Here is a 21718-nt window from a genome sequence, read left to right as displayed (position 1 = left end):
CCCAATTAGGGGCTATGTTTATACAAACCGAAGACACGCCGAATCCGGCCACCCTGAAATTCTTACCTGGCCGTGATGTTGTGGGCGAGGGAGGACGCGTTTTAGAGTTTACGCGCGGCGAGGATGTATCCCGCGCGCCTTTGGCTGAAATGCTGTTTATGATCCCAGATGTTGAACGCGTATTTTTTGGCACTGACTATGTTTCTGTAACACGCAGCGAAGACGTACAGTGGAAACATTTAAAGCCCGCCGTCCTTGGCGCCATCATGGATTTTTACGTTGCTGGCGGGGTACCACTTTTAGATCAGCTCCAATCAGGAGAAGTCGAAGACCGCGTTTATGAGGGTGTCACGCTGGAAATCGTAGAACAAATAAAAGAGCTTATCGAGCTACGTGTTCGTCCTGCCGTGGCGCAAGATGGAGGAGATATCGTTTTCAAACACTTCGACGAGGACGATGGCTCTGTTTATTTGGAAATGCGCGGCGCCTGTGCTGGATGTCCAAGTTCAACCATGACGCTCAAAAGCGGCATTGAAAATTTGTTAAAGCATTATGTACCCGAAGTGACTCGCGTTGAACAGGCTGTTTAAATGCTAACTCTCGGCCTTGATACGACAGGCAAGGCCTGTTCGGCGGCTCTGGTTGATGAGGGCCGTGTCATCGCCCACTGCTCTGAACCAATTGGTCGCGGTCACGCCGAACGTCTCGCTCCGCTTGTTCATGAACTGATATATAATGCCGGGCGAAATGTGGACGACATATCACGGGTCGCAGTGTGCACAGGCCCGGGCAGTTTCACAGGGCAACGCGTAGCGCTCTCCTTTGCTAAAGGGTTTGCCCTGCCGCGTAAATTACCCGTTATTGGGCTTTCATCCCTTGAAATATGGGCCAGAGAAGCTGACCCAGAGAACAACAAACTTGTGGTCTCTATTGCCGATGTTAGGCGCGGTGAGCTGTGTTGGGCGGTTTGGAAAAATGGTATATGCGAAATCGAACCAGTGACGCAAAAGGCCGATGAGGCCGAGACCCTCATTGATATGATTGGCGCAGATGTCATTATACGTGACGCGCCAATATCAACTATTCTTTTGGCATGGCTCGCCCAAGATGAAACCTCACAAAGCGCACCTGCAACGCCGCTTTATTCTCGCGCGCCTGATGCAAAATTACCTGGAGGTATTACCCCCAAAGCACAGAAACCAAAACCTCAATTCCGTAAAATAGCCTTGTAACATTAATGCGCTACTTAACTGAAGACGATGCCTCCGCCATGGCAGAGATTCACAAAATGGCTTTCCCGGCGGGTTGGCCAGAAAATGAGATGAAGGCTCATATAGAAAAAGACCTCTGTATTGGGATAGGCAAGCCCCTTCTTGCTTTTGCTCTTATACAAATTGGCGGCGACCAAGCCGATATTTTAACTATAGCCACCGCAGCTGAGGCCCGCCGAAAGGGGTATGCCCTTGCATTACTCACAAACGCCGAAACCCTTTTGCGGGACCGTAAAGTTCACACGTTATTTTTGGATGTTTCAGAAGCAAATTCAGGCGCTATTGCGCTGTATAAGGCCGCAGGATTTCAACCTATTGGACGTAGACCTGCCTATTACCGTACCCCAACCGGCCGAATAGCGGCTATCACTTATTCTAAAACCCTGACTTAAACTCACATCATAATAATGAATTCTAGCTAGACGAGCGAGGATGCCGCGTCTAAACAGGCTTTATGTCAAATTGGATTGAGAAAAAATGCGCTGAGCGCGGTTTGCGAATGACAGATCAACGGCGCGTTATTGCCCAGGTCTTATCTGAAGCGGATGACCACCCAGACGCAGAAGAGCTCTATGCGCGCTCTGTTGCCGTCGACCCAAAAATTTCTCTCGCCACAGTATATCGAACCGTTAGGTTGTTTTCTGATGCCAATATCATCGAAACACATGATTTCCGCGACGGACGCGCACGCTATGAAACAGCTGACTCTGATCATCATGACCATTTAATTGATGTAGCATCCGGCGAAGTCATAGAATTTGTTGATGAGGAAATTGAAGCCCTTCAGCATAAAATTGCCGAGAAACTTGGATATGAGCTTGTTGACCATCGTCTAGAATTATACGGAAAGAAAAAACCGCAATAATTCTTGTGTGGCAGGAGCGTCCTTTGCCTCAATTATTCCGCAACCAATAAGGCTTCGGCGTCTCTTAAGTTATTTTCGGCACGTCCATCCACCGCATCAAAATTCCCGTGCGGTTGAGTGTGTAAGATCTCCCAACGGCCATCATGATGTTCAACAAGCGCCGTACAGCTCTCGACCCAATCTCCATCATTCATATAGGTTATGCCGTTAATTTCACGCATTTCTGCAACATGGATATGGCCACAAATCGCGCCGTCAAACCCTTTGCGTTCACAATAACTCGCCACTTGCTCTTCAAAACTATGAATAAAATTCATTGCCCGCTTGGTGCGTTTTTTAAGGCTCTTCGAAAGGGACCAATAGGGGAGACCTAGTTTTCGCCGAACAAAATTTAGCTTTGTATTCACCCAAAGTAAGAAATTATATGCATTATCACCCAAATGCATAATCCACTTACGATCGGCGCGCATAAGGCCATCGAACATATCGCCATGGACAACAAGATAGCGCTTGCCATCTTCACCAATATGAATTTCTCGGTTGGAAATTTTAACTTCGCCAAAATTCACCTTAAAGCGCAAAAAACCACGCAAGAACTCGTCGTGATTGCCCGCAATATAACGAACATCTGTCCCGCGCTTGCTGGCCGTTAAAATACGGCGAATGACATTTGTATGCGCTTGGGGCCAATACCATTTTTTCTTTAGGCGCCAGCCGTCAATAATATCACCGACCAGATAAAGTGTTCCCGCGGTATTGTGTTTGAGAAACTCGCAAAGCGCCTCGGCCTGACAACCTTTACTGCCCAAATGGACATCGGATATAAACATCGCGCGGTAAAGCGGTTTCGGAAATTTAGAAGCCTTCGCCATAATCGCCCCATAGGGTGATTTGATGACGGGCGTATGAAGCTTTCGTAACGGTTATTCGTCAGAACCTCTTTAAACCCCTTACCCCCTTATCCTTTACCCCCTTGCCCCTTGCCTCGCCTCAGCCGCTTTTGTATCCAAAGCTTGCCCAATCGGACTAGCTCCCCTATAGGCCGCAAACCAAACATTAGTGAGAATAATCATGACGATTTCACCCCGCGATAAAAACGCGCCCCGTGATATTGATGCTCCCGCAATTATTGCGGCCAAGCCCGATGTGACGAAACCCAATACTAAAAAAGTTTTCATCAAGACCTATGGTTGCCAGATGAATGTTTATGATAGCGAACGTATGGCCGACGTTCTTGCACCGATTGGCTATGCGCCTACCGAAGAACCCGATCATGCTGACCTTGTCATTCTCAACACATGCCATATTCGGGAAAAGGCAGCGGAAAAAGTCTATTCAGAGCTTGGCCGGATTCGTCAGTATAAAGAAAAAAACAAACCAGATATGAAAGTCGCCGTAGCGGGCTGTGTAGCCCAGGCTGAGGGCGCAGAGATAATGTCGCGCGCGCCCGTCGTCGATATGGTGCTTGGCCCTCAGACTTATCACAAACTCCCCGAAATGATTGCAAAGGTTCATCGCGGGACAGGGGATTTGCTGGAGACTGAATTCGATACGCTCGAAAAATTTGACCAATTACCAGAACTTCGCCAACCTAAAGGATTTTCGAGCTTTCTGACAATCCAAGAAGGCTGTGATAAATTTTGCACCTTCTGTGTTGTGCCTTATACGCGCGGAGCTGAGGTCAGCCGCCCTGTCGCGCAAGTCGTCGCAGAAGCCCGCCAATTAGCGAAACACGGCGTCCGAGAGATTACCTTAATCGGCCAAAATGTGAATGCCTATAACGGTGTCGGAGAAGACGGAAATCAATGGACATTAGGACAGCTTATCCGTCACGTTGCCCTTATTGGCGGTATAGACCGTATTCGGTTTACCACCTCTCACCCCCGCGATATGGACGATGACTTGATTGAAACTCTAGGCAGTGAGCCCAAGCTTATGCCATATCTTCACCTGCCTATTCAGGCAGGGTCGAATAAAATTCTCAGCGCGATGAACCGCGATCACACCTATGATCATTATAAAAACTTGATTGCTAAGATTAGGGCGGCCCGTCCTGATATCGCTCTATCAGGCGATTTCATCGTTGGTTTCCCAGGGGAAACCGAAACTGACTTTCAACAAACCATGAAGTGTGTTGAAGAGATTGGTTATGGCAGTTCGTTTAGTTTTAAATATTCTGTTCGCCCCGGCACGCCAGGTGCAGGGCTCCCTAGACAAGTCCCAGAGGATATAAAACAAGACCGCCTCGTCCGCTTGCAGGCTTTGCTTTATAAACAACAACATGATTTCAATTTATCATTAGTTGGCAAAACTCTCGATGTCCTCGTCGAGGGACGAGGGCGTAAAAATGGCCAACTCTTTGGCCGGAGCCCTTATTTGCAAGGCACGCATTTTGACGGCCCAGAAAGCCTTATCGGCCAAATTGTGAAAGTCAAAATGACAGATGCAGGGCGCAACAGCCTTATCGGAGATTGGGTGGAGTAGCGAAAGCAACGCTACTCACTTTACCGCTCTAAACGTGTTGGTCGATTAAGACTGGGTTTCCATCAGGATCTATGACGGTGAAGCTGGCAGGGCCTGTTGTCGTCTCGTCTGCTTCATTCATGATTTCTATGCCTTGCTCTTTTAAGCATTTTTGAATGTCGCGAACATCTTTGAAAACATCAACAGGCTGTGCGTTTGCATCCCAGCCCGGATTAAATGTCATGATGTTTTTGTCGAACATCCCTTGAAACAATCCAATTTTAGTATTGCCATTATCCAAAATTAGCCAACCTTGGTCTATATCGCCATGAAAGGCTTCAAAGCCTAACGCCTCATAGAAGCTTAGAGATTTTTGTATGTTTTTTACAGCCAAGCTAATTGAAAATGCACCCAGTGACATTTACTTCCCCCCATTGAAAAAACTCACTTTATAGTGTTGATCTTTTTATGACACAATTATTTCAGTGAGACTATTCTGATATCCTTCCCATCAATAAAACTATCATATAAAGCCTCTCGCTTTTTTGGCCCGTCGGTCTTATCTAGAAACTATGAGCAAACAGACCGAAATCTTAGAATTTAACGATGCCGATTTAGTTCGGCGTTTATGTGGGCCAAACCACGCCAATTTAGCTTTGATAGAAGAGGCCTTTGGCGTCTATATTGAGGCCCCAGGAACGGCCGTCCATATTAATGGTGACACACCCAGCCGTGCGCGCTCAGGGGAATTAATCAAAGAAATATATCAACGTCTTGAACGCGGTTGGCCTTGCGGCCCTTCGGATATTCGAGCGCTCATCCGCGCAATGGGAAAGGGCAAAGTTAAAGCAGCTAGCGTTGAAGCCATAATTCCTTTTCCGCGCCGCTCTCCAATTGTACCCAAGACCCCGCGCCAAGAAAAATTCATTCACGCCATGCGTGATGACACAATCATTTTCGGCGTAGGCCCAGCGGGTACAGGGAAAACATTTTTGGCCACAGCCTATGGCGCCTCGCTTTTAGCCCGAGGTGAAGTCGCACGCTTTATTGCTTGCCGACCAGCCGTTGAGGCGGGGGAGCGCCTTGGGTTTTTACCCGGCGATTTGAATGAAAAGGTTGACCCTTATATGCAGCCCATTTGGGATGCGCTTCATATGGTTTTGGGCCGCGACGAAGTTGACCGCCGAAAAGCGGCAGGGGACATCGAAGTGGCTCCCCTCGCCTTTATGCGCGGGCGAACTTTATCAGACGCCTTTGTTGTTATCGATGAAGCCCAAAATGCGACGATTCCGCAAATGAAAATGGTTCTAACGCGTCTGGGTGAACGCGCGAAATATGCCGTGACAGGCGATCCGAGCCAATCTGATTTACCTTATAACCAAACCTCTGGTTTGGCGCATGCCCTATCAATATTAGATGATATCAAAGGTATTTCCCAAGTGAAGTTTTTAGCCTCTGATGTGGTGCGTCATCCATTAGTAGGAAAGATTGTAAACGCCTATGAAAAGGCTGAAAAATAGAGCGGCCTAAAATGCCCGCCGTGAATTAAATTTTATGTCATTGCCTTTTGATATTGATATCGCCCTACAGTCTGACACGTGGTCAAATCATGAGGCTGTTATTTATAAATCCGTTTCTGCAATCTTAGAGGTTTTGGAATCTCCGCGATTAGGAGAGCTATCCATAGCGCTCTCTGATGACGCCCAAATTAGATGTCTTAATCGAGAATATCGCGGAAAAGATAAACCTACTAATGTTTTATCTTTTCCTGTTCCTCCGCCTGCCCCGCTTTTAGGCGACATCGTATTGGCCTATGAAACGGTTGAAAGCGAAGCCAAAGAAAAAAACATTTCTTTCGACAATCATCTTTCACACCTCATTATTCACGGGTTTTTACATTTACAGGGTTACGACCATATCAATGAAGAAGACGCTTCCATAATGGAAGCGCTTGAAATACAAGCCCTCACATTATTGAATATTGACAACCCTTATCTTTATTGACAGTTTTTACAAAACTTGAAGAGTTATACAAACGCTATGAGCGACCCAACATCTGAACCCCGCCTATTAAAAAGGCTTTTCCGCCGAGGCACTTCCAACACTCAAGCGGATTCGGATAACTCTGGGGATGAATTAACGAAAGCCACTGCCGCCCAAGAATTAATGATGAATGCTGCCGAAAGGTTTCATCTTTTACGGGTTGATGATGTCATGGTGCCCCGCGCCAATATTGTCGCCGTAGACAACAGCGCTACACTGACAGAGCTATCATTAGCGTTCAAAGATGCTGGGCACTCTCGCTTACCCGTTTATAAAGACACACTCGACGACCCTATAGGCATGGTTCATATCAAAGATCTTTTACCCTATCTAATGCTTGATGCGAAAGGCCGAACGGGGAAGACCTATCCAAATCGCAAAGTGATCCAATATATTCGTCGGCCCGTACTTTTCGTCCCCCCATCAATGCTTGCCCAAGATCTCTTGCGAAGAATGCAGGCTCGCCGCACTCATATGGCCATTGTGGTCGATGAATATGGCGGAACAGATGGCCTCGTGACGATTGAAGATTTAATTGAACCTATTGTCGGCGATATTGATGACGAACATGATGAAGTCGAAGTTGAAGTGCAAAACGTACCGGGCAAAGGTGGTCGATCTGTGTGGGAAGCTGATGCCCGTCTGTCTATTGAGGCCTTTGAAAACACTCTTGGGCGCGATTTTGCGACCCCCGATCAAGAGGAAGATGTTGATACTTTGGGTGGCCTCATTTTTACCATGGCGGGACGCGTCCCTGAACGCGGAGAAATTATCAAACATGCAGATGGGTTAGAGTTTGAAATCATTGACGCCGATCCTCGCCGCCTGAAGCGTCTGCGTATTACAGACACGCGTAGCGCTAAGAAAACAGAAACAACTGCTGTTTCTAGTGAGCAAAACGTCACGCCGCTTCCTGAAAAATAAATCAATCATTATGCGCAAAACCGCGAAACATCTAATTATCCAATCGCTCAGATAGCCATAGAACCATGAAAACAGATTTGTCTTTATTGCGCTCTCCTTCAATCCTATTGAAAAGCGATGGATGGGCAGGACGCGGCATCGGGTTTCTTTTGGGTGGGCTCTGTGTCTTAGGGCAAGCGCCTCTCCATTTTTGGCCTTTATCACTTATTGGCTTAGCTTTTCTTTTTTTACGCCTTGAAAAGACAAGTTCTTCAATAGCCCCTCGCCGCGCAGGATTTCATTCTGCGTTTTGGTTTGCCCTTGGCTATTTTGGGGTTGGGGTGTTTTGGGTGGGCGAAGCCTTCATAGCCAGAGGGGCTGCCTTTATCCCAGTCATGCCGCCTATGATTTTAGGTCTTGCAGCAATTTTAGCTCTTTTTTGGGCTTTTGCAGGCTTGTTATTCGCAGGATCACGCCTGAAACCCATTTGGTCACAAATTGTTTTTGTGACCATTTTCACCCTGAGCGAAATAGCCAGAGGCTATTTATTCAGCGGATTCCCTTGGAATCTCACAGGCTATATTTTCCCCGCGGGCGGCGCATTTTCTCAAGGCGCAGCATTTTGGACAATTTACGGCCAGAGCTGTTTCGTATTTGCCGGAGCCGCCTTATTGGCAACGCTTTTTACAAATGAAACGGCCCGGCGAAAATGGATAGCCGGGGGGGTGCTTTTTCTTTCCCTTGGTGGGCTTTATGGTTTCGGAACGATGAGATTATCAAATGCGACAGTCATTCCCCAAGATAATATTTTACTCCGTATAGTCTCTATCCCTTTTGATCAGGCCGATAAATTTAACCCTGATAAAAGTATCAATATTGTTTCAGAGTTTCTTCGCGAAAGCCTTAAAGATGAGGAAACAGAGACTATGCTCTCAACACCGCTAAGAGAGGTCACGCATATCATTTGGCCAGAAGGCGCCGTCTCTGGATTAGCTATGGAAAATGAACCATTACTTTTGACAATGAGCCAAGAATTATCCAGAAGACTCGGCGGAGATAATTTACCTGTTTGGCTTTTAAATTCTTTGCGTCATGAATCACGCTTCGACCCAAACTCCAGCCAAATCATAGATGATTATTATAATAGCTCCGTCGCTATCACCTTTGACTCTGCAGGCACGCCAAATATTGCCGCGTTCAATGACAAAGCCCGCTTGGTGCCCTTTGGGGAGTTCATTCCTTTCGGGAAGTGGATGGAGTCAAAAAATGTGCCCGTTATTTCGACTAACCTTCTCTCAATATCCGCCGCTAAATCCAAAAGACTTACGCAATTTCCTGGCCTTCCTCTGGGCAGTCCGCAAATTTGTTATGAAATAATTTTCCCTGGCTTCACGCCTCACCCTAAAACAGGAAACAAGGCAGAATTTATTCTAAACCAATCCAATGATGCTTGGTTCGGGAAAAGTTGGGGTCCCGCGCAACACGCGAACATTGCCCGCTACCGAGCCATAGAAGAGGGCCTGCCTGTCATTCGTGCAGCCTCTAACGGGGTGAGCGGAGTTTTTGACCCTTATGGGCGTATATTTGCCAAAACTAATATAGAAACCCCGTCTCATATTGACACAAAACTGCCAAAACCCTTGAAAAAAATTAAGAAAACAAACCAAATCATTGCCCTGCTTTTCTTGATAAATCTTTTTTTATCATTAGTATGTATCAAATTAGGGCGTGGTTTAAATAATCGCGCGATCAATTAAATCGTTCGAACTTGACGGTGGGGGCACCTCGGCACCGAACATAACAAGGATGACAACAGTGAAAGATCCAAAACACGCGCCGCGCGCTGCCAATCCGGTAGACGTGCATGTTGGCACACGTGTAAGACTTCGACGACAAGTTTTAAAGATGAGCCAAGAGAAACTTGGCGATAAATTAGGTGTCACATTCCAACAAGTGCAAAAATATGAGCGCGGTTCAAATCGCGTTGGAGCTAGCCGCCTTTGGAAAATCTCTGAAGTCTTAGAGGTTCCAATCAATTTCTTTTTTGACGGCTTATCCGATGACTTTGCCAATGGTGAATTTGCAGAAGATGACCAAATGCCGATTGTCTATGAATTTATCAACAGTACAGACGGTGTAGCCTTGGCTAAAGCCGTGAGTCAAATTCGGTCTAAATCTGTCAGACGCCAACTGTTAGAATTGGCGCGCGCTATGGCCAAAGACTCAACAGATAGTGACGACTAATTATTCTTACATTACTTGCGCCAACAATCTCTCCTCAATACAGCTCCTGTGTTGGCGCAATATATTTATAAGACGCTAGAAATATCTTGGACGGCACGCTAAAGCGCCGCCATGACACATTCTGAATCGTCAAATCCATCCAAACCTCAATCTTCAGATCGGAAAATATATTTCCGAGATAAAGACCGTTTTCGTACATTTGGGCGCGCTAAAGGGCGGCCCTTAAGTCCGAAACAATTAGACATGATGGAAACCCATTTTCCCAAACTCGAATGGGACGTAAAAGATGGGCATAGCAAAATTAATAAACCGCTTTGGCTCGAAATCGGTTTTGGCGGTGCTGATCACCTTTTGCATCAAGGGCGCAACAACCCTGATATTCATCTATTAGGGGCAGAGCCATTTTTAAACGGTGTTGTTAAAGCTGTTGATGGCATCATCACAGATAACACCTCAAACATCAGCATTCATCACGGGGATGTACGCGACGTTCTTGCAGCCTTACCTAATGCTAGCCTCGAAAAAGTCTTTGTTTTATTTCCTGACCCTTGGCGAAAAACCCGGCACCATAAACGGCGCCTTATCAATGAAGCCTTTTTAAATGAAATTCATCGCGTGTTAAAGCCGGGGCATGAGTTCCGTTTTGCAAGCGACATTATCCATTATGTAGACTGGACAATAACCCGCATTCACAAACATGGTGGGTTTGAGTGGCCAGCCACCTCTAAAGATGACTGGCGCGTTCCGCCCGCTGATTGGTGCCCTACTCGCTATGAAGCCAAGGCAAAACGTGAAGGTCGAGAGTGCCATTATTTCACGTTTATTCGAAAATAAGATAACAAGGCTGAATGGGCTTTGTAGCAATTAACACGAAGAATGGAGACTTAAATGAAACGACGCCCTGCCTTGCATATAGTAACCTTATCCCTTTTATTTAGCCTTTCAACAGGACTGGCGGCGTGTACGACGACTTCTACCCATGAAACATCATCTCTTAAGCCCAGCACAGAATGGGTCGCCCACGCGCCTGACTGGCGCCAAGAGGCTCTTGATGTTTATGAGGAAGCCTCCGAGTATGTGAAAATTCAGAGCGAAAAAAACTCCGCACTAAGCTGGGCAGTCATATTAGATCTTGATGAAACCGTAATGAACAATGTGGCGTATCAAGTGGCACGTGACAAAGCCGGCTTAGGCTACACAAGTGTAAGCTGGTATGAGTGGACTCAGAAAAAACAGGCAAGCCTTGTTCCGGGCGCGGCCGAGTTTATTGCTTTTGTAAATCAATTAGGCGGCCATGTAGCCTTCGTAACAAACCGCCGAGACACAGAACAATTGGCGACTGAAGAAAACCTCGCCGCATTGGGCCTTAGGCGCAGTGAAGATTTCCGTGTTTTATTGACTAAGGCTTCACCAAATGGACGGTCTGATAAAACCAGTCGGTTTAACCTTGTACCAGAAATATTGGCGGCTCAAGGTTACCCAAATGTCGAGGTTATAGCTTTTATAGGCGACAATATTGGTGATAAACCCGAGACTGTAAAAGGTTGGAAATTCTTTTGCATTGACCAAGGCGCTATGTATGGCGAGCCTTGCGCGGCGGTTCCGGGACCTGGGCGCTAAGTCCCCTAAAGGCATCTCTTAACAGACGTTTATTTTGTATATCTATAACGTCTGCACAATGGTCATTATAAAGGCTTGCGTAATTTGGTGTCTTACTCTAAATACGGCTTAACGATAAAAAACGCCAACCGCACAGGATGCGGAACAGGCGGCCCCAGCGGGGCCGTTTTTTTTATGTCTGAGTTTCTTTCAGCCCGACATAAAACTGTGATTTCATCCTGGGCACCGCGTCGGTTAAGAGATTTCGAATACGATATAGAACACCATAATATATGAAAACAAAAACACATACAGATGAGCGCGTACTCGCCCTTGCCGAACCCATTGCTGAAGATTTGGGTCTAAATATTGTCCGTGTGCGCGTGATGGCGGGCAAGCGTAAAACCGTGCAAATCATGGCCGAACGCAAAAGCGATGGTTTAATGGCTGTCGAGAATTGCGAAGCTTTATCGCGTGAATTGTCAGCTTTAATGGAAGTCGAAGACCCAATTTCAGATGCCTATATTCTTGAGGTCAGCTCGCCAGGTCTTGATCGCCCGCTCACGGACCTCAAAGACTTTGAAACCTATGAAGGCTATCACGCCAAAATTGAACTCGACCGATTAGTCGAAGGCCGCAAACGCTTTCGCGGCGTATTGGCAGGTGTTGATGGCAATGACGTTGACATCAATTTAGAAAACGAACCGGACAGTACGGCCTCTATTCCCTTTGACTGGATCTCCGAAGCGAAATTACAAATTACTGACGCCCTTATTGAAGCCGGGCAAAAAGCAAAAGACGCCGCTAAACTCAACACGAATACCACACCCGAAAATGGAGACACATAATGTCCACGAACGGAATTGCTGCTAATAAACTTGAGCTTTTGATGATTGCAAAAGCTGTTGCTGACGAAAAATCCATCGATCAAGCTATCGTTTTGGAAGCCATTGAAGAGGCCATCCAAAAAGCCGCTCGTCTGCGTTATGGTTCTGAGCTTGATATTCGAGCAAAGCTCGACCCCGTAACAGGCGAACAAAGTCTCCGCCGGGTCATCACGGTTGTCGAAGACGAAGCGCTTGAAAACGAAACAACAGAAGTCGCCCTTTCAACAGCAAAAATGGATAATCCTGACGCAGTGGCGGGTGACCTTATCACAACAGACCTGCCGCCCCTTGAGTTTGGCCGTGTACAAGCCCAAATGTCCAAGCAAATCATCATGGGTAAAATCCGCGATGCCGAGCGGGCCCGTCAATATCTTGAATTTAAAGATCGTATTGGCGAAATCATCAATGGTATCGTCAAACGTGTTGAATATGGTCACATTATTGTGGATCTAGGCCGCGCCGAAGGCGTTATTCGCCGAGACCAAGCGTTGCCCCGAGAAAATGTAAAGTCAGGCGATCGGATTCGCGCATATATTATGGATGTTCGCGAAGAACCGCGTGGATCACAAATCTTCCTATCTCGCGCGCACCCACAATTTATGGCTCAACTCTTTGCCCAAGAAGTTCCAGAAGTCTATGAAGGCGTTATCCAAATCGTCTCAGTTGCACGTGATCCAGGCTCTCGTGCCAAAATCGCAGTTTACTCATCTGATAGTTCTATCGACCCTGTTGGGGCTTGTGTGGGTATGCGCGGTTCACGTGTTCAGGCTGTTGTTAATGAGCTTCAAGGTGAGCGTATTGATATCATTCCTTACACAGAAGATATGGGGGCCTTCATCGTCAATGCCTTGCAACCCGCTGAAGTCACTAAAGTCGTCATTGATGAAGCCAATGAGCGTATCGAAGTTGTGGTTCCAGAAGACCAATTATCACTGGCCATTGGCCGCCGTGGGCAGAATGTGCGTCTCGCATCACAGCTTTCAGGCTGGGCTTTGGACATCTTAACAGAAGCTCAAGAGTCAGAGCGTCGTCAGAAAGAGTTTGCAGAGCGCTCTAGTCTCTTCATGGAAGGCTTGGATGTCGACGAAATGGTGGCGCAGCTTCTCGTTTCTGAAGGCTTCGAAACTATGGAAGAAGTCGGCTATGTGGCGCTGGATGACCTAACGTCTATTGATGGGTTTGATGATGAAACGGCTGAGGAACTTCAGGCGCGTGCGCGTGAATATCTTGACCGTATCGCAGAAGAGCAAAATCAAGCCCGTATCAAAACAGGTGTTGAGGATGATGTTCTGGAAATCGAAGGTGTCACTCTGCCTATGGCTGTTATCTTTGGTGAAAATGAGATCAAAACGGTCGAAGATGTCGCCGGACTCGTGCCTGATGATTTGAACGGTTACACTGAATATAAAGACGGTGAACGTATTCATGAAGATGGTATGATTGAGCATATGGGCCTTACAAATGAAGAGGCAACAAACCTTATCATGCAAGCCCGCGTGAAAGCTGGCTGGATTGAAGCTTCAGCACTCGAAGAAGAGGAAGAAGCTGAACTTGATGAGGATGGCAACCCTGTCATCACTGCCGAAACTCTTTTTGAGGGCGCGTAACGCGCGATCCGGGGGCCACAATGAGAACGCCCACCGACATTGCGAATAACGAAAACCTTTCGGAAGAAGAACTTGAATATGGCCCCGACAGGCGGGGTCATAAATCAAAAGAACGCCGATGCGTAGCCTTGGGCGAAGTTCGGGACCCGAAAGATATGGTTCGGTTCGTCAAAGGGCCGGACAATATGGTCGTGCCTGACATTGCCGGAAAGTTACCAGGGCGCGGCGTTTGGGTTAGTGCTAATCTTGAATTATTACAAAAAGCGATTAAATCTAAAGCCTTCGCAAGAGGTTTTAAATCTCAGGTCAAAATGCCTGATGACCTAGAGGGTCAAGTTGAGGCGGGTTTGAAGCGCTCCGTATTGGGGCTCCTATCAATGGCTAAAAAATCCGCTAATATTGCGATGGGCTATGACCAAGTCATTGGGATGGCACGTGAAGGCGTCTTAGGCCTTCGTGTTGAAGCCCGCGACGGCGCAGCTGATGGGCGCGGCAAAATCCGTACCTTGTCTCGCGCTATTGCAAGAGAATTGGAACTATCTGATCCCACAACGATTGGATGTTTCACAGCCTATGAATTAGGGGACTGTTTTGGGCGTGATAAAATGGTCCACGCAGGCATTAAACGGGGTAAGCTCTGCAAACGCTTAAGACTCGAAGCCGAGAGGCTTTCGGGGTTTGTACCTCTTATCCCTACGGATTGGGACGATTACGACCATGAAGTGAAAAAGAAAGAGTCATAAAGCAGCAAAACAGCCGCTTTTGAGAGTTGAAATAGTACGCATGACCGTTAGGTTACGCGCTCGAAAAGGCCCAAGAGAAATTGGGACGATAAAGAAGGCAGCGGAGTTATGACCGTCCCCTTCAACTGAAAGAAAATGATGAACGATACATCTGATAAAAAACCAGCCCGCCGACCTTTGACATTGAACAAAGGCGGAGCGCGACCAGCACGCGGACGAAGTTCTGCCGTTGTTGTCGAAAAGAAAAAGAAAATCCTCGTCCGTCCTGGTACGAAACAGGCGGGTGCGGCCAAAGCCACACCAAAAATTAAGCCTAATATTGCGCCGATCAATAAGGGGCAAGAGAACGCCAGCACAGGCGAAACAAAACCTGTCGTACCAAATATTGCACGGCCAGCGCCTATTCCTCGTGTTTCTTCTAATAAGGTTGAAGTGCCGGAAACACCTGTCCCTAAAGCAGAGCCAGCCCCTAAGGTTGAAGCGAAAACAGAAACAAAGGCCCCTGAAAAGCCCAAAGCTGTTGAAGCTGCGCCAAAGCCTAAAGCTCCAGCGCCAAAATTAAAACCCGCTTTAGCCCCGCCGCCGCCAAAACCCATTGATGTAAAAGAAGCGGCCCGCGCGCTCGGTTTATCCGTTGCTGAATATAAGAAACGCCAAGAGGCCCTACAAAAAGCGCAAGCTGAACAGGCAGAACGCCAAGCTCGTAGACGTGCTGAAGAAGCGGAACGCCAACAGCGTATGAAAGATGAGCGTGAAGCTTTGGAGCGTAAAAAGCGCGAAGAAGAAGAAGCTGAACTACGCCGTCTTGAAAAAGAAGAAGAAGAACGTCAAAAGAAAGAAGCCGAAGCGCGCAATGCTCGCAAGCCAGTCGGCTCACCTTTGAATCGAAATGAAACATCCTCTGAGGATATGACCGAGCTTGAAAAGGCCGGCGGACGCGTCAAGAAAAAGCGGGGCAATATGCCACCGCCCACCCGTTCCAAGGGCGAACAAAAACGCCGCCGCGGCAAGCTAACCATCGTTTCAGCTTTGTCTGGTGATGACGAACGCCAACGCTCACTTGCCTCTATGAAACGTGCCCGTGAACGCGAAAAGCAGCGTCAACGCGGCGGAAATGCCTCTCGTGAGAAGGTGCAACGTGAAGTCACCATTCCCGAAGTTATCTCGGTCGGCGATTTGGCCAACCGTATGGCAGAGCGCGGCGCAGATGTTGTGAAATATCTGATGCAGCAAGGCCAGATGATGAATATTAACGATATGCTAGACGCTGATACAGCGCAGCTCATCGTTGAAGATTTTGGTCACACAGTCAAACGTGTGGCGGCCTCTGATGTTGAAGAAAACTTTATCATTGATGACACGCCATCAGACGAAAAAGATCGCAAACCTAGAGCCCCTGTCATTGCCGTTATGGGTCATGTTGACCACGGTAAAACTTCGCTCTTGGATGCCTTACGTTCAACAGATGTTGCCTCTGGCGAAGCGGGCGGCATTACACAACATATTGGTGCGTATCAGCTGAAACTAAAATCAGGCGAAACCATCACAGTATTGGATACGCCAGGACATGCGGCTTTCTCTGAAATGCGGACACGCGGCGCCGAAGCCGTAGATATTGTCGTCCTTGTTGTTGCTGCTGATGATGGCATTATGCCGCAAACGATTGAATCGATTAAATATGCACAAGCTGCAGATAAGCCAATTATTGTCGCCATTAACAAAATGGATGCCTATGAAGCGAATCCGCAGAAAGTTGAAACCGACCTCTTACAGCATAGCGTTATCACCGAAAGCATGTCTGGTGAAACACAGGCTGTTCAAGTCTCCGCCTTGAAAAAGACAGGTTTAGCAGAACTGGCAGAAGCGATTACGTTGCAAGCAGAGTTGATGGATTTAAAAGCCAACCCAACGCGCAATGCTGATGGTTTGGTTATTGAATCTAAGATCGAAAAAGGCCGCGGCCCTGTATCAACGCTTCTCGTTAAGCGTGGTACGTTAAAACGAGGACAAATCGTTGTGGCTGGCGAATATTGGGGCAAGGTGAAAGCTTTGACCGATGAGCGTAACAAGACACTTAAACAAGCCGGGCCCTCTGTTCCTGTTGAAGTTATGGGTCTGGACGGCGCACCGCAACCCGGTGAGCCTTTCGCTGTCGTCGAAAATGAGAGCCGCGCGCGTGAGTTGACTAATTATCGTAAGCAAATTGCCAAGGATAAACTCTCAGTCGCACCTTCAGCCATTGCTTCAATGGAACAAATGATGGCCAAGCTTAATAATAAAGAGACGTCGGAAATGCCTCTCTTAGTGAAAGCTGATGTACAAGGCTCTGCCGAAGCAATTAAGACTGCCCTTGAAAATGCGGGTAATGAAGAAGTTATGGCACGCGTTGTGTATTCAGCAGCAGGCGGTATTTCCGAGTCTGACGTCCAATTGGCAGCCACATCAGGCGCGCCGATCATTGCCTTTAATGTTCGGGCCAATAGACAAGCCAAAGACTTGGCTGAACGCGAAGGCGTCGAAATTCGCTATTACTCTGTCATTTATGACTTGATTGAAGAGATTAAAGGCGCGCTATCAGGCATGCTTGAACCAGAGCGCCGTGAAACCTTTATCGGCTACGCTGAAATACTTGAAGTCTTTAACATTACCAAGTTGGGTAAGGTTGCTGGGTGTAAGGTTACGGAAGGCCGCGTTGAACGCGGTTCAGGCGTCCGTCTCTTGCGCGATGATGTGGTTATCCACGAAGGCGAGCTATCTACGCTTAAGCGTTTCAAAGACGAAGTTCCAAAAGTTCAAGCTGGTATGGAATGTGGTATGGGCTTTGAAGGCTATCATGACCTTCGTAAAGGCGATCAAATCGAGTGTTTCACCGTTGAGCTTATCGAGCGCAATCTCGATTAATCTTCGCTTCATCATTAAGTTTAAAAACCCTTCCTTCGCGGAGGGTTTTTTGTTAAATGGGGGAGTGAAATTTGAATATACCCATGAATTCGAAATAGACAGTCTGCTGAAGGCTCAGGGGGAACTTAGCCAGCACTTATATTCATCAAGGATACGCTGGCTCTCAATGGTACTGCTCATTCTTTGCGCTATTATCACAATGGTCACGCCCATAATTATATTCACTCTCGTCGCTGAGTTTTTTCTGGGGCAAGAATTAAAACGCATTGGAACACTTATCGGCCTAATTCTAGGTTTTTGTGTCTTCGGCAAATGGGGAGGCAGCTTCTTTGATGACTATGTCTTTGATAAGAGACAAGTAGATCTGGGCGAAGATTTCGTCTCGGATTATACTTTTACGGAATCGGGTATTATAGTAATCGAAACAGGCCGCCATACAGAAATCAAATGGTCAGCCATTTCAAGCCTCGAACAAACGCCAAGCTATATCGGACTTCTCTGCAAAGGCTTATTTTATTATTTGCCACGAGAGGTCATTGGCGACACAGCCTCTCAAAATCAATTCATCTCGCAATGCCAGCTATGGATGGAAAACGCAAAAACAGACTAGCCTTTTGTTATTAAAGCGGGGATAGCGGCTCACTATGCCTAATTCGCCCGCCATCATACCAGAAGACCGCTTTGCTGCCTTCCGACACAAAGCCTATTCGCTGTATTTTATCGCACGGTTTTCAACGTCTTTTGCCGCGCAAATCGTGTCAACCGCTGTCGGATGGCAAATCTGGGAAGAAACTCATAATGCTTTCTGGTTAGGCATGATTGGCTTAGTCCAATTTTTACCCGCCCTCCTACTTGTGCTTATTACAGGGCTGGCCTCAGATAAATTCGGGCGGCGACGCGTGATGGGGGGATCGATTATTCTCGAAACATGTTGCGCAGTTGCCATTCTATATCTGGCTTTTACCCAACAATTTCACCCGCTCTGGGTTTTGGCTATATTGACAGTCTTTGGCGTAGCGCGTGCTTTTTACACGCCTGCCTCGACCTCGCTTGTTGTCAATCTTGTTCCCAAAGAAGATTTCGCCAATGCCGTCGGATGGATTACCTCATCATGGCAACTCGCCTCGATTATGGGGCCTGTTGCAGGAGGGCTATTATTCGGAATATCTGGCTCTGTAGCTTATAGTTGCGCGGCTATTATAATGAGCTTTGCAGCCATTATGATTTTTTCACTTGAGAAACCCAAACAAATTTTGGAAACGGCACCTGTTAATATTAAAACCCTATTGGGCGGTTTTCGATATATTTGGCAGGAAAAGATTGTATTGGGCGCGATCTCACTCGACCTTTTTGCCGTGCTTCTTGGCGGTGCCGTGGCCTTATTACCTATCTATGCAAGTGATGTTCTAAATTTGGGTTCTGTAGGATTGGGCCTACTCCGTGCCGCTCCTGGTATTGGCGCCGTGATTACGATTGGGGTTCTGATTGCCTTTCCAATTAAAAAATATGCAGGGCCTATCTTATTTATCTCTGTCGCCTTGTTTGGCTTTGCCACAACTGTGTTCGGCTTTTCAACTTGGGCCTGGCTGTCTATCTTAGCCCTCATGTTTGTCGGGGCGTTTGACATGGTTTCTGTGTATATACGCGAAATTCTTTTACAGCTTTGGACACCTGACGCGGTGCGGGGTCGGGTCAATGCGGTCAATTCTATTTTTCTTGGCGCGTCAAACGAATTGGGAGAATTTCGGGCCGGCTCTATGGCTGCAGCTTTCGGCGCGGTCTTTGCGGTCACGGCGGGCGGCATTGCCGCTATAGGAATTGCAGGGCTTTGGATCATTCTCTTCCCTAAACTACGCCAAGCACAATATCTGCATAAAGCCGAGATAGACGGCAGCCAGCCCTAGCTTTTTCGGCCTGTAAAGCCGATATAGGCAGAATGAGCAAAAATAGACCCCCATCACAACGCCAATTAAAAGCCGGTGAGCTTATCCGCCGGGCTTTGTCTGAAATATTAGCTAAAGAAAATATTCGCGACCCCGACCTTCAAGGTGTCAGCGTTACCATATCCGAAGTGCGCGCCTCGCCTGATTTGAAACACGCCATTGTTTATGCCGCGCCGCTTGGTGGGGGAGACGCCGAAAAAACCGTAAAAGCTTTACAGCGCTGCGGGTCATTTTTACGCGGACGCCTGGGCAAAGAAATGGAAATGAAATCGACGCCGCGTCTAAAATTTGTCGCGGATACGAGTTTCGATACGGCAGAAGACATGCAGAGATTGCTCAATCAACCTCAAGTAAAGCAAGATTTAGGGAAAGAATACTAACTTCTTTCCCTAATAGTTTTATAATTTCGCCTTAAGGCATCTTAGGTGATGTAAGGTCTGAACTAGGGTTAAGTTCATCCATCGGTATAAGAATAGTGTCCGGATATTTATAAATTGCACCAGATAGTGCATCGACACCCACGCCAATTGGGCCGCCCAATAGAATGTTTCCACCTGTGGACCCTTCGATACGTCCCACTATATTTTTCGTTGCGACTTCGTAGCCCTCTTTATTACACTCTACTTTCAATGTCTTTTTTGAGCGTGGTATTTTTACTTCTGCTGGGGTAGTAAATTTTTCATTCACAGCGAAATCAGAGCCCCCAGTAGCGGTACAATCAGCACCAATAACATCTCCTGTTGTGAACTTTACGAGTTGGTTTGAACCGTTCATAACGGTGGAGCAAGCGGGAAGTTGAAACGCTATAATAGTAGCGAGGACAAGTTTATAATTCATTTTATATCCTATACGTAGACTTTAATCAGAAAGCCGATGTATATATTCAGAACAAAATCAATCAAGCGTTGAATTAAAATAATTTTCCCGTTTAAATTATTATTGAAAAGAGAATGTTAGATGGCCCGTAAACGTAAAGGCAATCCCGTTCATGGGTGGGTTGTTCTCGACAAACCGTATGGACTTGGCTCTACTCAGGCCGTTGGCAAGACGCGATGGCTGTTTAAAGCGCAAAAAGCGGGCCATGCAGGCACGCTTGACCCGCTAGCTACGGGTATATTGCCAATAGCACTTGGCGAAGCGACTAAGACCGTTCCATTCATGATGAACGCGGCAAAATCTTATGAGTTTGAAATTACATGGGGCGCCAATACCACCACCCAAGATATCGAAGGTGAAATAACAGAAACCTCTGACAATAGGCCTGACAAAGCCTCTATTCTTGCAGCTCTCCCTCAATTCATAGGCGAAGTCGAACAAGTCCCCCCGAAATATTCAGCGATTAAAATTGATGGAAAGCGGGCCTATGATCTTGCGCGGGCGGGTGAAGCTGTAGACATCAAATCTCGGTTGGTGCAAATAAATGACATCCGCCTGCTCTCTACCACCACAGAAACGGCCAGCTTTGCCGTGGACTGCGGCAAAGGTACTTATATCCGCTCTATCGCCCGAGACTTAGCCGCCACATTGGATAGTTGTGGACATGTCACAAGGCTTCGCCGCACGCGTGTGGGGCCGTTTACCCTCCCGCAGTCAATAACACTTGCCCATTTAACAGAAACCTGCGATAGGGGCGCCGCTGAGGCGGCTTTGTATCCCCTCTCGACCGCTCTGGACGACATCCCGGTGCTGGCCGTGTTGGAACAGGATGCACAGGATCTTCGGCAAGGTCGAGCCATCGACCCGACATCTCCTGACATTGCCCACTTTTCGAGCTGGGTATTGGCTATGGAAGGCGAACGAGAAGTGGCTCTGTGCGAAATACGCGAAGGTCGATTATGGCCCAAACGTGTTTTTAATTTATAACTTAATACGGAGAATACGATGTCGATTACCCCAGAGCGCAAAGCTGCGCTTATTACAGAGCACGCCGTCAAACCTGGCGATACAGGCTCACCCGAGGTGCAAGTAGCGATTCTAACGGACCGCATTACAAACCTTACTGAACACTTCAAAACGAATAAAAAAGACAACCATTCTCGCCGTGGCCTTTTGGCAATGGTGGCAAAGCGTCGGAGTTTATTGGCTTATTTGAAGAAAAAAGATGAAGGTCGTTATACGGCTCTTATCGCGAAATTGGGTCTGCGTCACTAAACGCGTCTCAAGTTAAAAATACAAGGCTGCCCCGTGAAACTTTCTGAAAGAAGATAATTCTGAAGGAAAATACGGGGCAGCCTTTTGTGCATCATGGT

At 47.2% G+C, this 21718-nt stretch carries 24 protein-coding genes; 21 read left to right on the top strand and 3 right to left on the bottom strand.

Annotated elements, in window-relative coordinates; translation table 11 throughout:
* The first annotated feature begins 14 nt into the window (after positions 1-14).
* The 4 genes from DES40_RS13480 (at position 15) to DES40_RS11425 (ending at position 2136) form a co-directional block, all read left to right on the top strand.
* A complete protein-coding gene (locus tag DES40_RS13480; RefSeq protein ID WP_121102283.1) occupies positions 15-590 on the top strand; it encodes a NifU family protein in 576 nt (191 codons plus the stop codon).
* Entirely contained in the window at positions 591-1232 is a 642-nt protein-coding gene (gene tsaB, locus DES40_RS11435) for a tRNA (adenosine(37)-N6)-threonylcarbamoyltransferase complex dimerization subunit type 1 TsaB (protein ID WP_121102281.1), read from the top strand.
* Between the two features lie 5 nt (positions 1233-1237).
* On the top strand, positions 1238-1663 hold the full coding sequence (locus DES40_RS11430; RefSeq protein ID WP_121102280.1) for a GNAT family N-acetyltransferase: 426 nt from the start codon (positions 1238-1240) through the stop codon (positions 1661-1663).
* 62 nt (positions 1664-1725) lie between these two features.
* Positions 1726-2136 carry a Fur family transcriptional regulator gene (locus DES40_RS11425; RefSeq protein ID WP_121102278.1) on the top strand — a complete coding sequence of 137 codons (411 nt, stop codon included), beginning with the start codon at positions 1726-1728 and terminating at the stop codon, positions 2134-2136.
* Between the two features lie 32 nt (positions 2137-2168).
* On the opposite strand, the gene DES40_RS11420 is transcribed toward DES40_RS11425, so the two are convergent.
* On the bottom strand, positions 2169-3008 hold the full coding sequence (locus tag DES40_RS11420) for a UDP-2,3-diacylglucosamine diphosphatase (RefSeq protein ID WP_121102276.1): 840 nt from the start codon (positions 3006-3008) through the stop codon (positions 2169-2171).
* Positions 3009-3207: 199 nt separating this feature from the next.
* Here DES40_RS11420 and miaB point away from each other — a divergent pair, with 199 nt between their 5' ends.
* A complete protein-coding gene (gene miaB, locus DES40_RS11415; RefSeq protein ID WP_121102274.1) occupies positions 3208-4620 on the top strand; it encodes a tRNA (N6-isopentenyl adenosine(37)-C2)-methylthiotransferase MiaB in 1413 nt (470 codons plus the stop codon).
* Positions 4621-4648: 28 nt separating this feature from the next.
* Here miaB and DES40_RS11410 read toward each other — a convergent pair whose 3' ends face one another.
* Positions 4649-5020, bottom strand: a complete 372-nt coding sequence (locus DES40_RS11410) for a VOC family protein (protein ID WP_121102272.1) — start codon at positions 5018-5020, stop codon at positions 4649-4651.
* Between the two features lie 151 nt (positions 5021-5171).
* Between DES40_RS11410 and DES40_RS11405 the strand changes: the two genes are divergently transcribed.
* The 14 genes from DES40_RS11405 (at position 5172) to rbfA (ending at position 19849) form a co-directional block, all read left to right on the top strand.
* Entirely contained in the window at positions 5172-6119 is a 948-nt protein-coding gene (locus tag DES40_RS11405) for a PhoH family protein (protein ID WP_121102270.1), read from the top strand.
* Positions 6120-6153: 34 nt separating this feature from the next.
* A complete protein-coding gene (ybeY, locus tag DES40_RS11400; protein WP_121102268.1) occupies positions 6154-6603 on the top strand; it encodes an rRNA maturation RNase YbeY in 450 nt (149 codons plus the stop codon).
* A 36-nt stretch (positions 6604-6639) separates the two neighbouring features.
* A complete protein-coding gene (locus DES40_RS11395) occupies positions 6640-7566 on the top strand; it encodes a hemolysin family protein (protein WP_121102266.1) in 927 nt (308 codons plus the stop codon).
* A 65-nt stretch (positions 7567-7631) separates the two neighbouring features.
* On the top strand, positions 7632-9302 hold the full coding sequence (gene lnt, locus DES40_RS11390) for an apolipoprotein N-acyltransferase (RefSeq protein ID WP_121102264.1): 1671 nt from the start codon (positions 7632-7634) through the stop codon (positions 9300-9302).
* Positions 9303-9360: 58 nt separating this feature from the next.
* Complete coding sequence (locus DES40_RS11385) at positions 9361-9789, top strand: helix-turn-helix domain-containing protein (protein ID WP_233345589.1); 429 nt, start codon at positions 9361-9363, stop codon at positions 9787-9789.
* A gap of 111 nt (positions 9790-9900) precedes the next feature.
* On the top strand, positions 9901-10623 hold the full coding sequence (trmB, locus tag DES40_RS11380) for a tRNA (guanosine(46)-N7)-methyltransferase TrmB (RefSeq protein WP_121102260.1): 723 nt from the start codon (positions 9901-9903) through the stop codon (positions 10621-10623).
* A gap of 54 nt (positions 10624-10677) precedes the next feature.
* Positions 10678-11409 (top strand): HAD family acid phosphatase, encoded by a 732-nt coding sequence (locus tag DES40_RS11375; protein WP_121102259.1) that lies wholly within the window; start codon positions 10678-10680, stop codon positions 11407-11409.
* A 272-nt stretch (positions 11410-11681) separates the two neighbouring features.
* Entirely contained in the window at positions 11682-12236 is a 555-nt protein-coding gene (gene rimP / locus DES40_RS11365; protein ID WP_121102255.1) for a ribosome maturation factor RimP, read from the top strand.
* Positions 12236-13882: a transcription termination factor NusA gene (gene nusA, locus DES40_RS11360; RefSeq protein WP_121102253.1), complete on the top strand. Its 1647-nt coding sequence runs from the start codon at positions 12236-12238 to the stop codon at positions 13880-13882. Before rimP ends, nusA begins: the two co-directional genes overlap by 1 nt.
* A 20-nt stretch (positions 13883-13902) precedes the next feature.
* Entirely contained in the window at positions 13903-14625 is a 723-nt protein-coding gene (locus tag DES40_RS11355; RefSeq protein ID WP_121102251.1) for an RNA-binding protein, read from the top strand.
* 135 nt (positions 14626-14760) lie between these two features.
* Positions 14761-17526 (top strand): translation initiation factor IF-2, encoded by a 2766-nt coding sequence (gene infB, locus DES40_RS11350; protein WP_233345588.1) that lies wholly within the window; start codon positions 14761-14763, stop codon positions 17524-17526.
* A 166-nt stretch (positions 17527-17692) separates the two neighbouring features.
* Positions 17693-18136 carry a YcxB family protein gene (locus DES40_RS11345; protein WP_170144975.1) on the top strand — a complete coding sequence of 148 codons (444 nt, stop codon included), beginning with the start codon at positions 17693-17695 and terminating at the stop codon, positions 18134-18136.
* Positions 18137-18170: 34 nt separating this feature from the next.
* A complete protein-coding gene (locus DES40_RS11340; protein WP_121102245.1) occupies positions 18171-19430 on the top strand; it encodes an MFS transporter in 1260 nt (419 codons plus the stop codon).
* Between the two features lie 32 nt (positions 19431-19462).
* Positions 19463-19849, top strand: coding sequence for a 30S ribosome-binding factor RbfA (gene rbfA, locus DES40_RS11335; protein ID WP_121102242.1), 387 nt, complete (start codon positions 19463-19465; stop codon positions 19847-19849).
* Positions 19850-19880: 31 nt separating this feature from the next.
* Here the strand turns inward: rbfA and DES40_RS11330 are convergent, their stop codons facing one another.
* Positions 19881-20306, bottom strand: a complete 426-nt coding sequence (locus tag DES40_RS11330; RefSeq protein WP_121102240.1) for a hypothetical protein — start codon at positions 20304-20306, stop codon at positions 19881-19883.
* A gap of 120 nt (positions 20307-20426) precedes the next feature.
* Here DES40_RS11330 and truB point away from each other — a divergent pair, with 120 nt between their 5' ends.
* Positions 20427-21332 (top strand): tRNA pseudouridine(55) synthase TruB, encoded by a 906-nt coding sequence (gene truB, locus DES40_RS11325; RefSeq protein WP_121102238.1) that lies wholly within the window; start codon positions 20427-20429, stop codon positions 21330-21332.
* 18 nt (positions 21333-21350) lie between these two features.
* Positions 21351-21620: a 30S ribosomal protein S15 gene (rpsO, locus tag DES40_RS11320; RefSeq protein WP_121102236.1), complete on the top strand. Its 270-nt coding sequence runs from the start codon at positions 21351-21353 to the stop codon at positions 21618-21620.
* The last annotated feature ends 98 nt before the right edge of the window (positions 21621-21718 follow it).

It is taken from the genome of Litorimonas taeanensis, assembly GCF_003634015.1.
In the GTDB taxonomy this organism is placed as follows: Bacteria; Pseudomonadota; Alphaproteobacteria; order Caulobacterales; family Maricaulaceae; genus Litorimonas; species Litorimonas taeanensis.
The sequence above is the reverse complement of the archived record's forward strand: the minus strand, read 5'-3'. Positions and strand labels throughout refer to the sequence as shown.

What these genes read in the sequence shown, in the direction of transcription:
- truB (WP_121102238.1), top strand. Translation starts at nt 20,427, where the DNA reads ATGGCCCGTAAACGTAAAGGCAATCCCGTTCATGGGTGGGTTGTTCTC.
- miaB (WP_121102274.1), top strand. Translation starts at nt 3,208, where the DNA reads ATGACGATTTCACCCCGCGATAAAAACGCGCCCCGTGATATTGATGCT.
- ybeY (WP_121102268.1), top strand. Translation starts at nt 6,154, where the DNA reads ATGTCATTGCCTTTTGATATTGATATCGCCCTACAGTCTGACACGTGG.
- DES40_RS11425 (WP_121102278.1), top strand. Translation starts at nt 1,726, where the DNA reads ATGTCAAATTGGATTGAGAAAAAATGCGCTGAGCGCGGTTTGCGAATG.
- nusA (WP_121102253.1), top strand. Translation starts at nt 12,236, where the DNA reads ATGTCCACGAACGGAATTGCTGCTAATAAACTTGAGCTTTTGATGATT.
- DES40_RS11340 (WP_121102245.1), top strand. Translation starts at nt 18,171, where the DNA reads ATGCCTAATTCGCCCGCCATCATACCAGAAGACCGCTTTGCTGCCTTC.
- DES40_RS11345 (WP_170144975.1), top strand. Translation starts at nt 17,693, where the DNA reads ATGGTACTGCTCATTCTTTGCGCTATTATCACAATGGTCACGCCCATA.
- DES40_RS11410 (WP_121102272.1), bottom strand. Translation starts at nt 5,020, where the DNA reads ATGTCACTGGGTGCATTTTCAATTAGCTTGGCTGTAAAAAACATACAA.
- rimP (WP_121102255.1), top strand. Translation starts at nt 11,682, where the DNA reads ATGAAAACAAAAACACATACAGATGAGCGCGTACTCGCCCTTGCCGAA.
- DES40_RS11395 (WP_121102266.1), top strand. Translation starts at nt 6,640, where the DNA reads ATGAGCGACCCAACATCTGAACCCCGCCTATTAAAAAGGCTTTTCCGC.
- tsaB (WP_121102281.1), top strand. Translation starts at nt 591, where the DNA reads ATGCTAACTCTCGGCCTTGATACGACAGGCAAGGCCTGTTCGGCGGCT.
- DES40_RS13480 (WP_121102283.1), top strand. Translation starts at nt 15, where the DNA reads ATGTTTATACAAACCGAAGACACGCCGAATCCGGCCACCCTGAAATTC.
- rbfA (WP_121102242.1), top strand. Translation starts at nt 19,463, where the DNA reads ATGAGCAAAAATAGACCCCCATCACAACGCCAATTAAAAGCCGGTGAG.
- DES40_RS11355 (WP_121102251.1), top strand. Translation starts at nt 13,903, where the DNA reads ATGAGAACGCCCACCGACATTGCGAATAACGAAAACCTTTCGGAAGAA.
- infB (WP_233345588.1), top strand. Translation starts at nt 14,761, where the DNA reads ATGATGAACGATACATCTGATAAAAAACCAGCCCGCCGACCTTTGACA.
- DES40_RS11420 (WP_121102276.1), bottom strand. Translation starts at nt 3,008, where the DNA reads ATGGCGAAGGCTTCTAAATTTCCGAAACCGCTTTACCGCGCGATGTTT.
- trmB (WP_121102260.1), top strand. Translation starts at nt 9,901, where the DNA reads ATGACACATTCTGAATCGTCAAATCCATCCAAACCTCAATCTTCAGAT.
- rpsO (WP_121102236.1), top strand. Translation starts at nt 21,351, where the DNA reads ATGTCGATTACCCCAGAGCGCAAAGCTGCGCTTATTACAGAGCACGCC.
- DES40_RS11430 (WP_121102280.1), top strand. Translation starts at nt 1,238, where the DNA reads ATGCGCTACTTAACTGAAGACGATGCCTCCGCCATGGCAGAGATTCAC.
- DES40_RS11375 (WP_121102259.1), top strand. Translation starts at nt 10,678, where the DNA reads ATGAAACGACGCCCTGCCTTGCATATAGTAACCTTATCCCTTTTATTT.
- lnt (WP_121102264.1), top strand. Translation starts at nt 7,632, where the DNA reads ATGAAAACAGATTTGTCTTTATTGCGCTCTCCTTCAATCCTATTGAAA.
- DES40_RS11330 (WP_121102240.1), bottom strand. Translation starts at nt 20,306, where the DNA reads ATGAATTATAAACTTGTCCTCGCTACTATTATAGCGTTTCAACTTCCC.
- DES40_RS11405 (WP_121102270.1), top strand. Translation starts at nt 5,172, where the DNA reads ATGAGCAAACAGACCGAAATCTTAGAATTTAACGATGCCGATTTAGTT.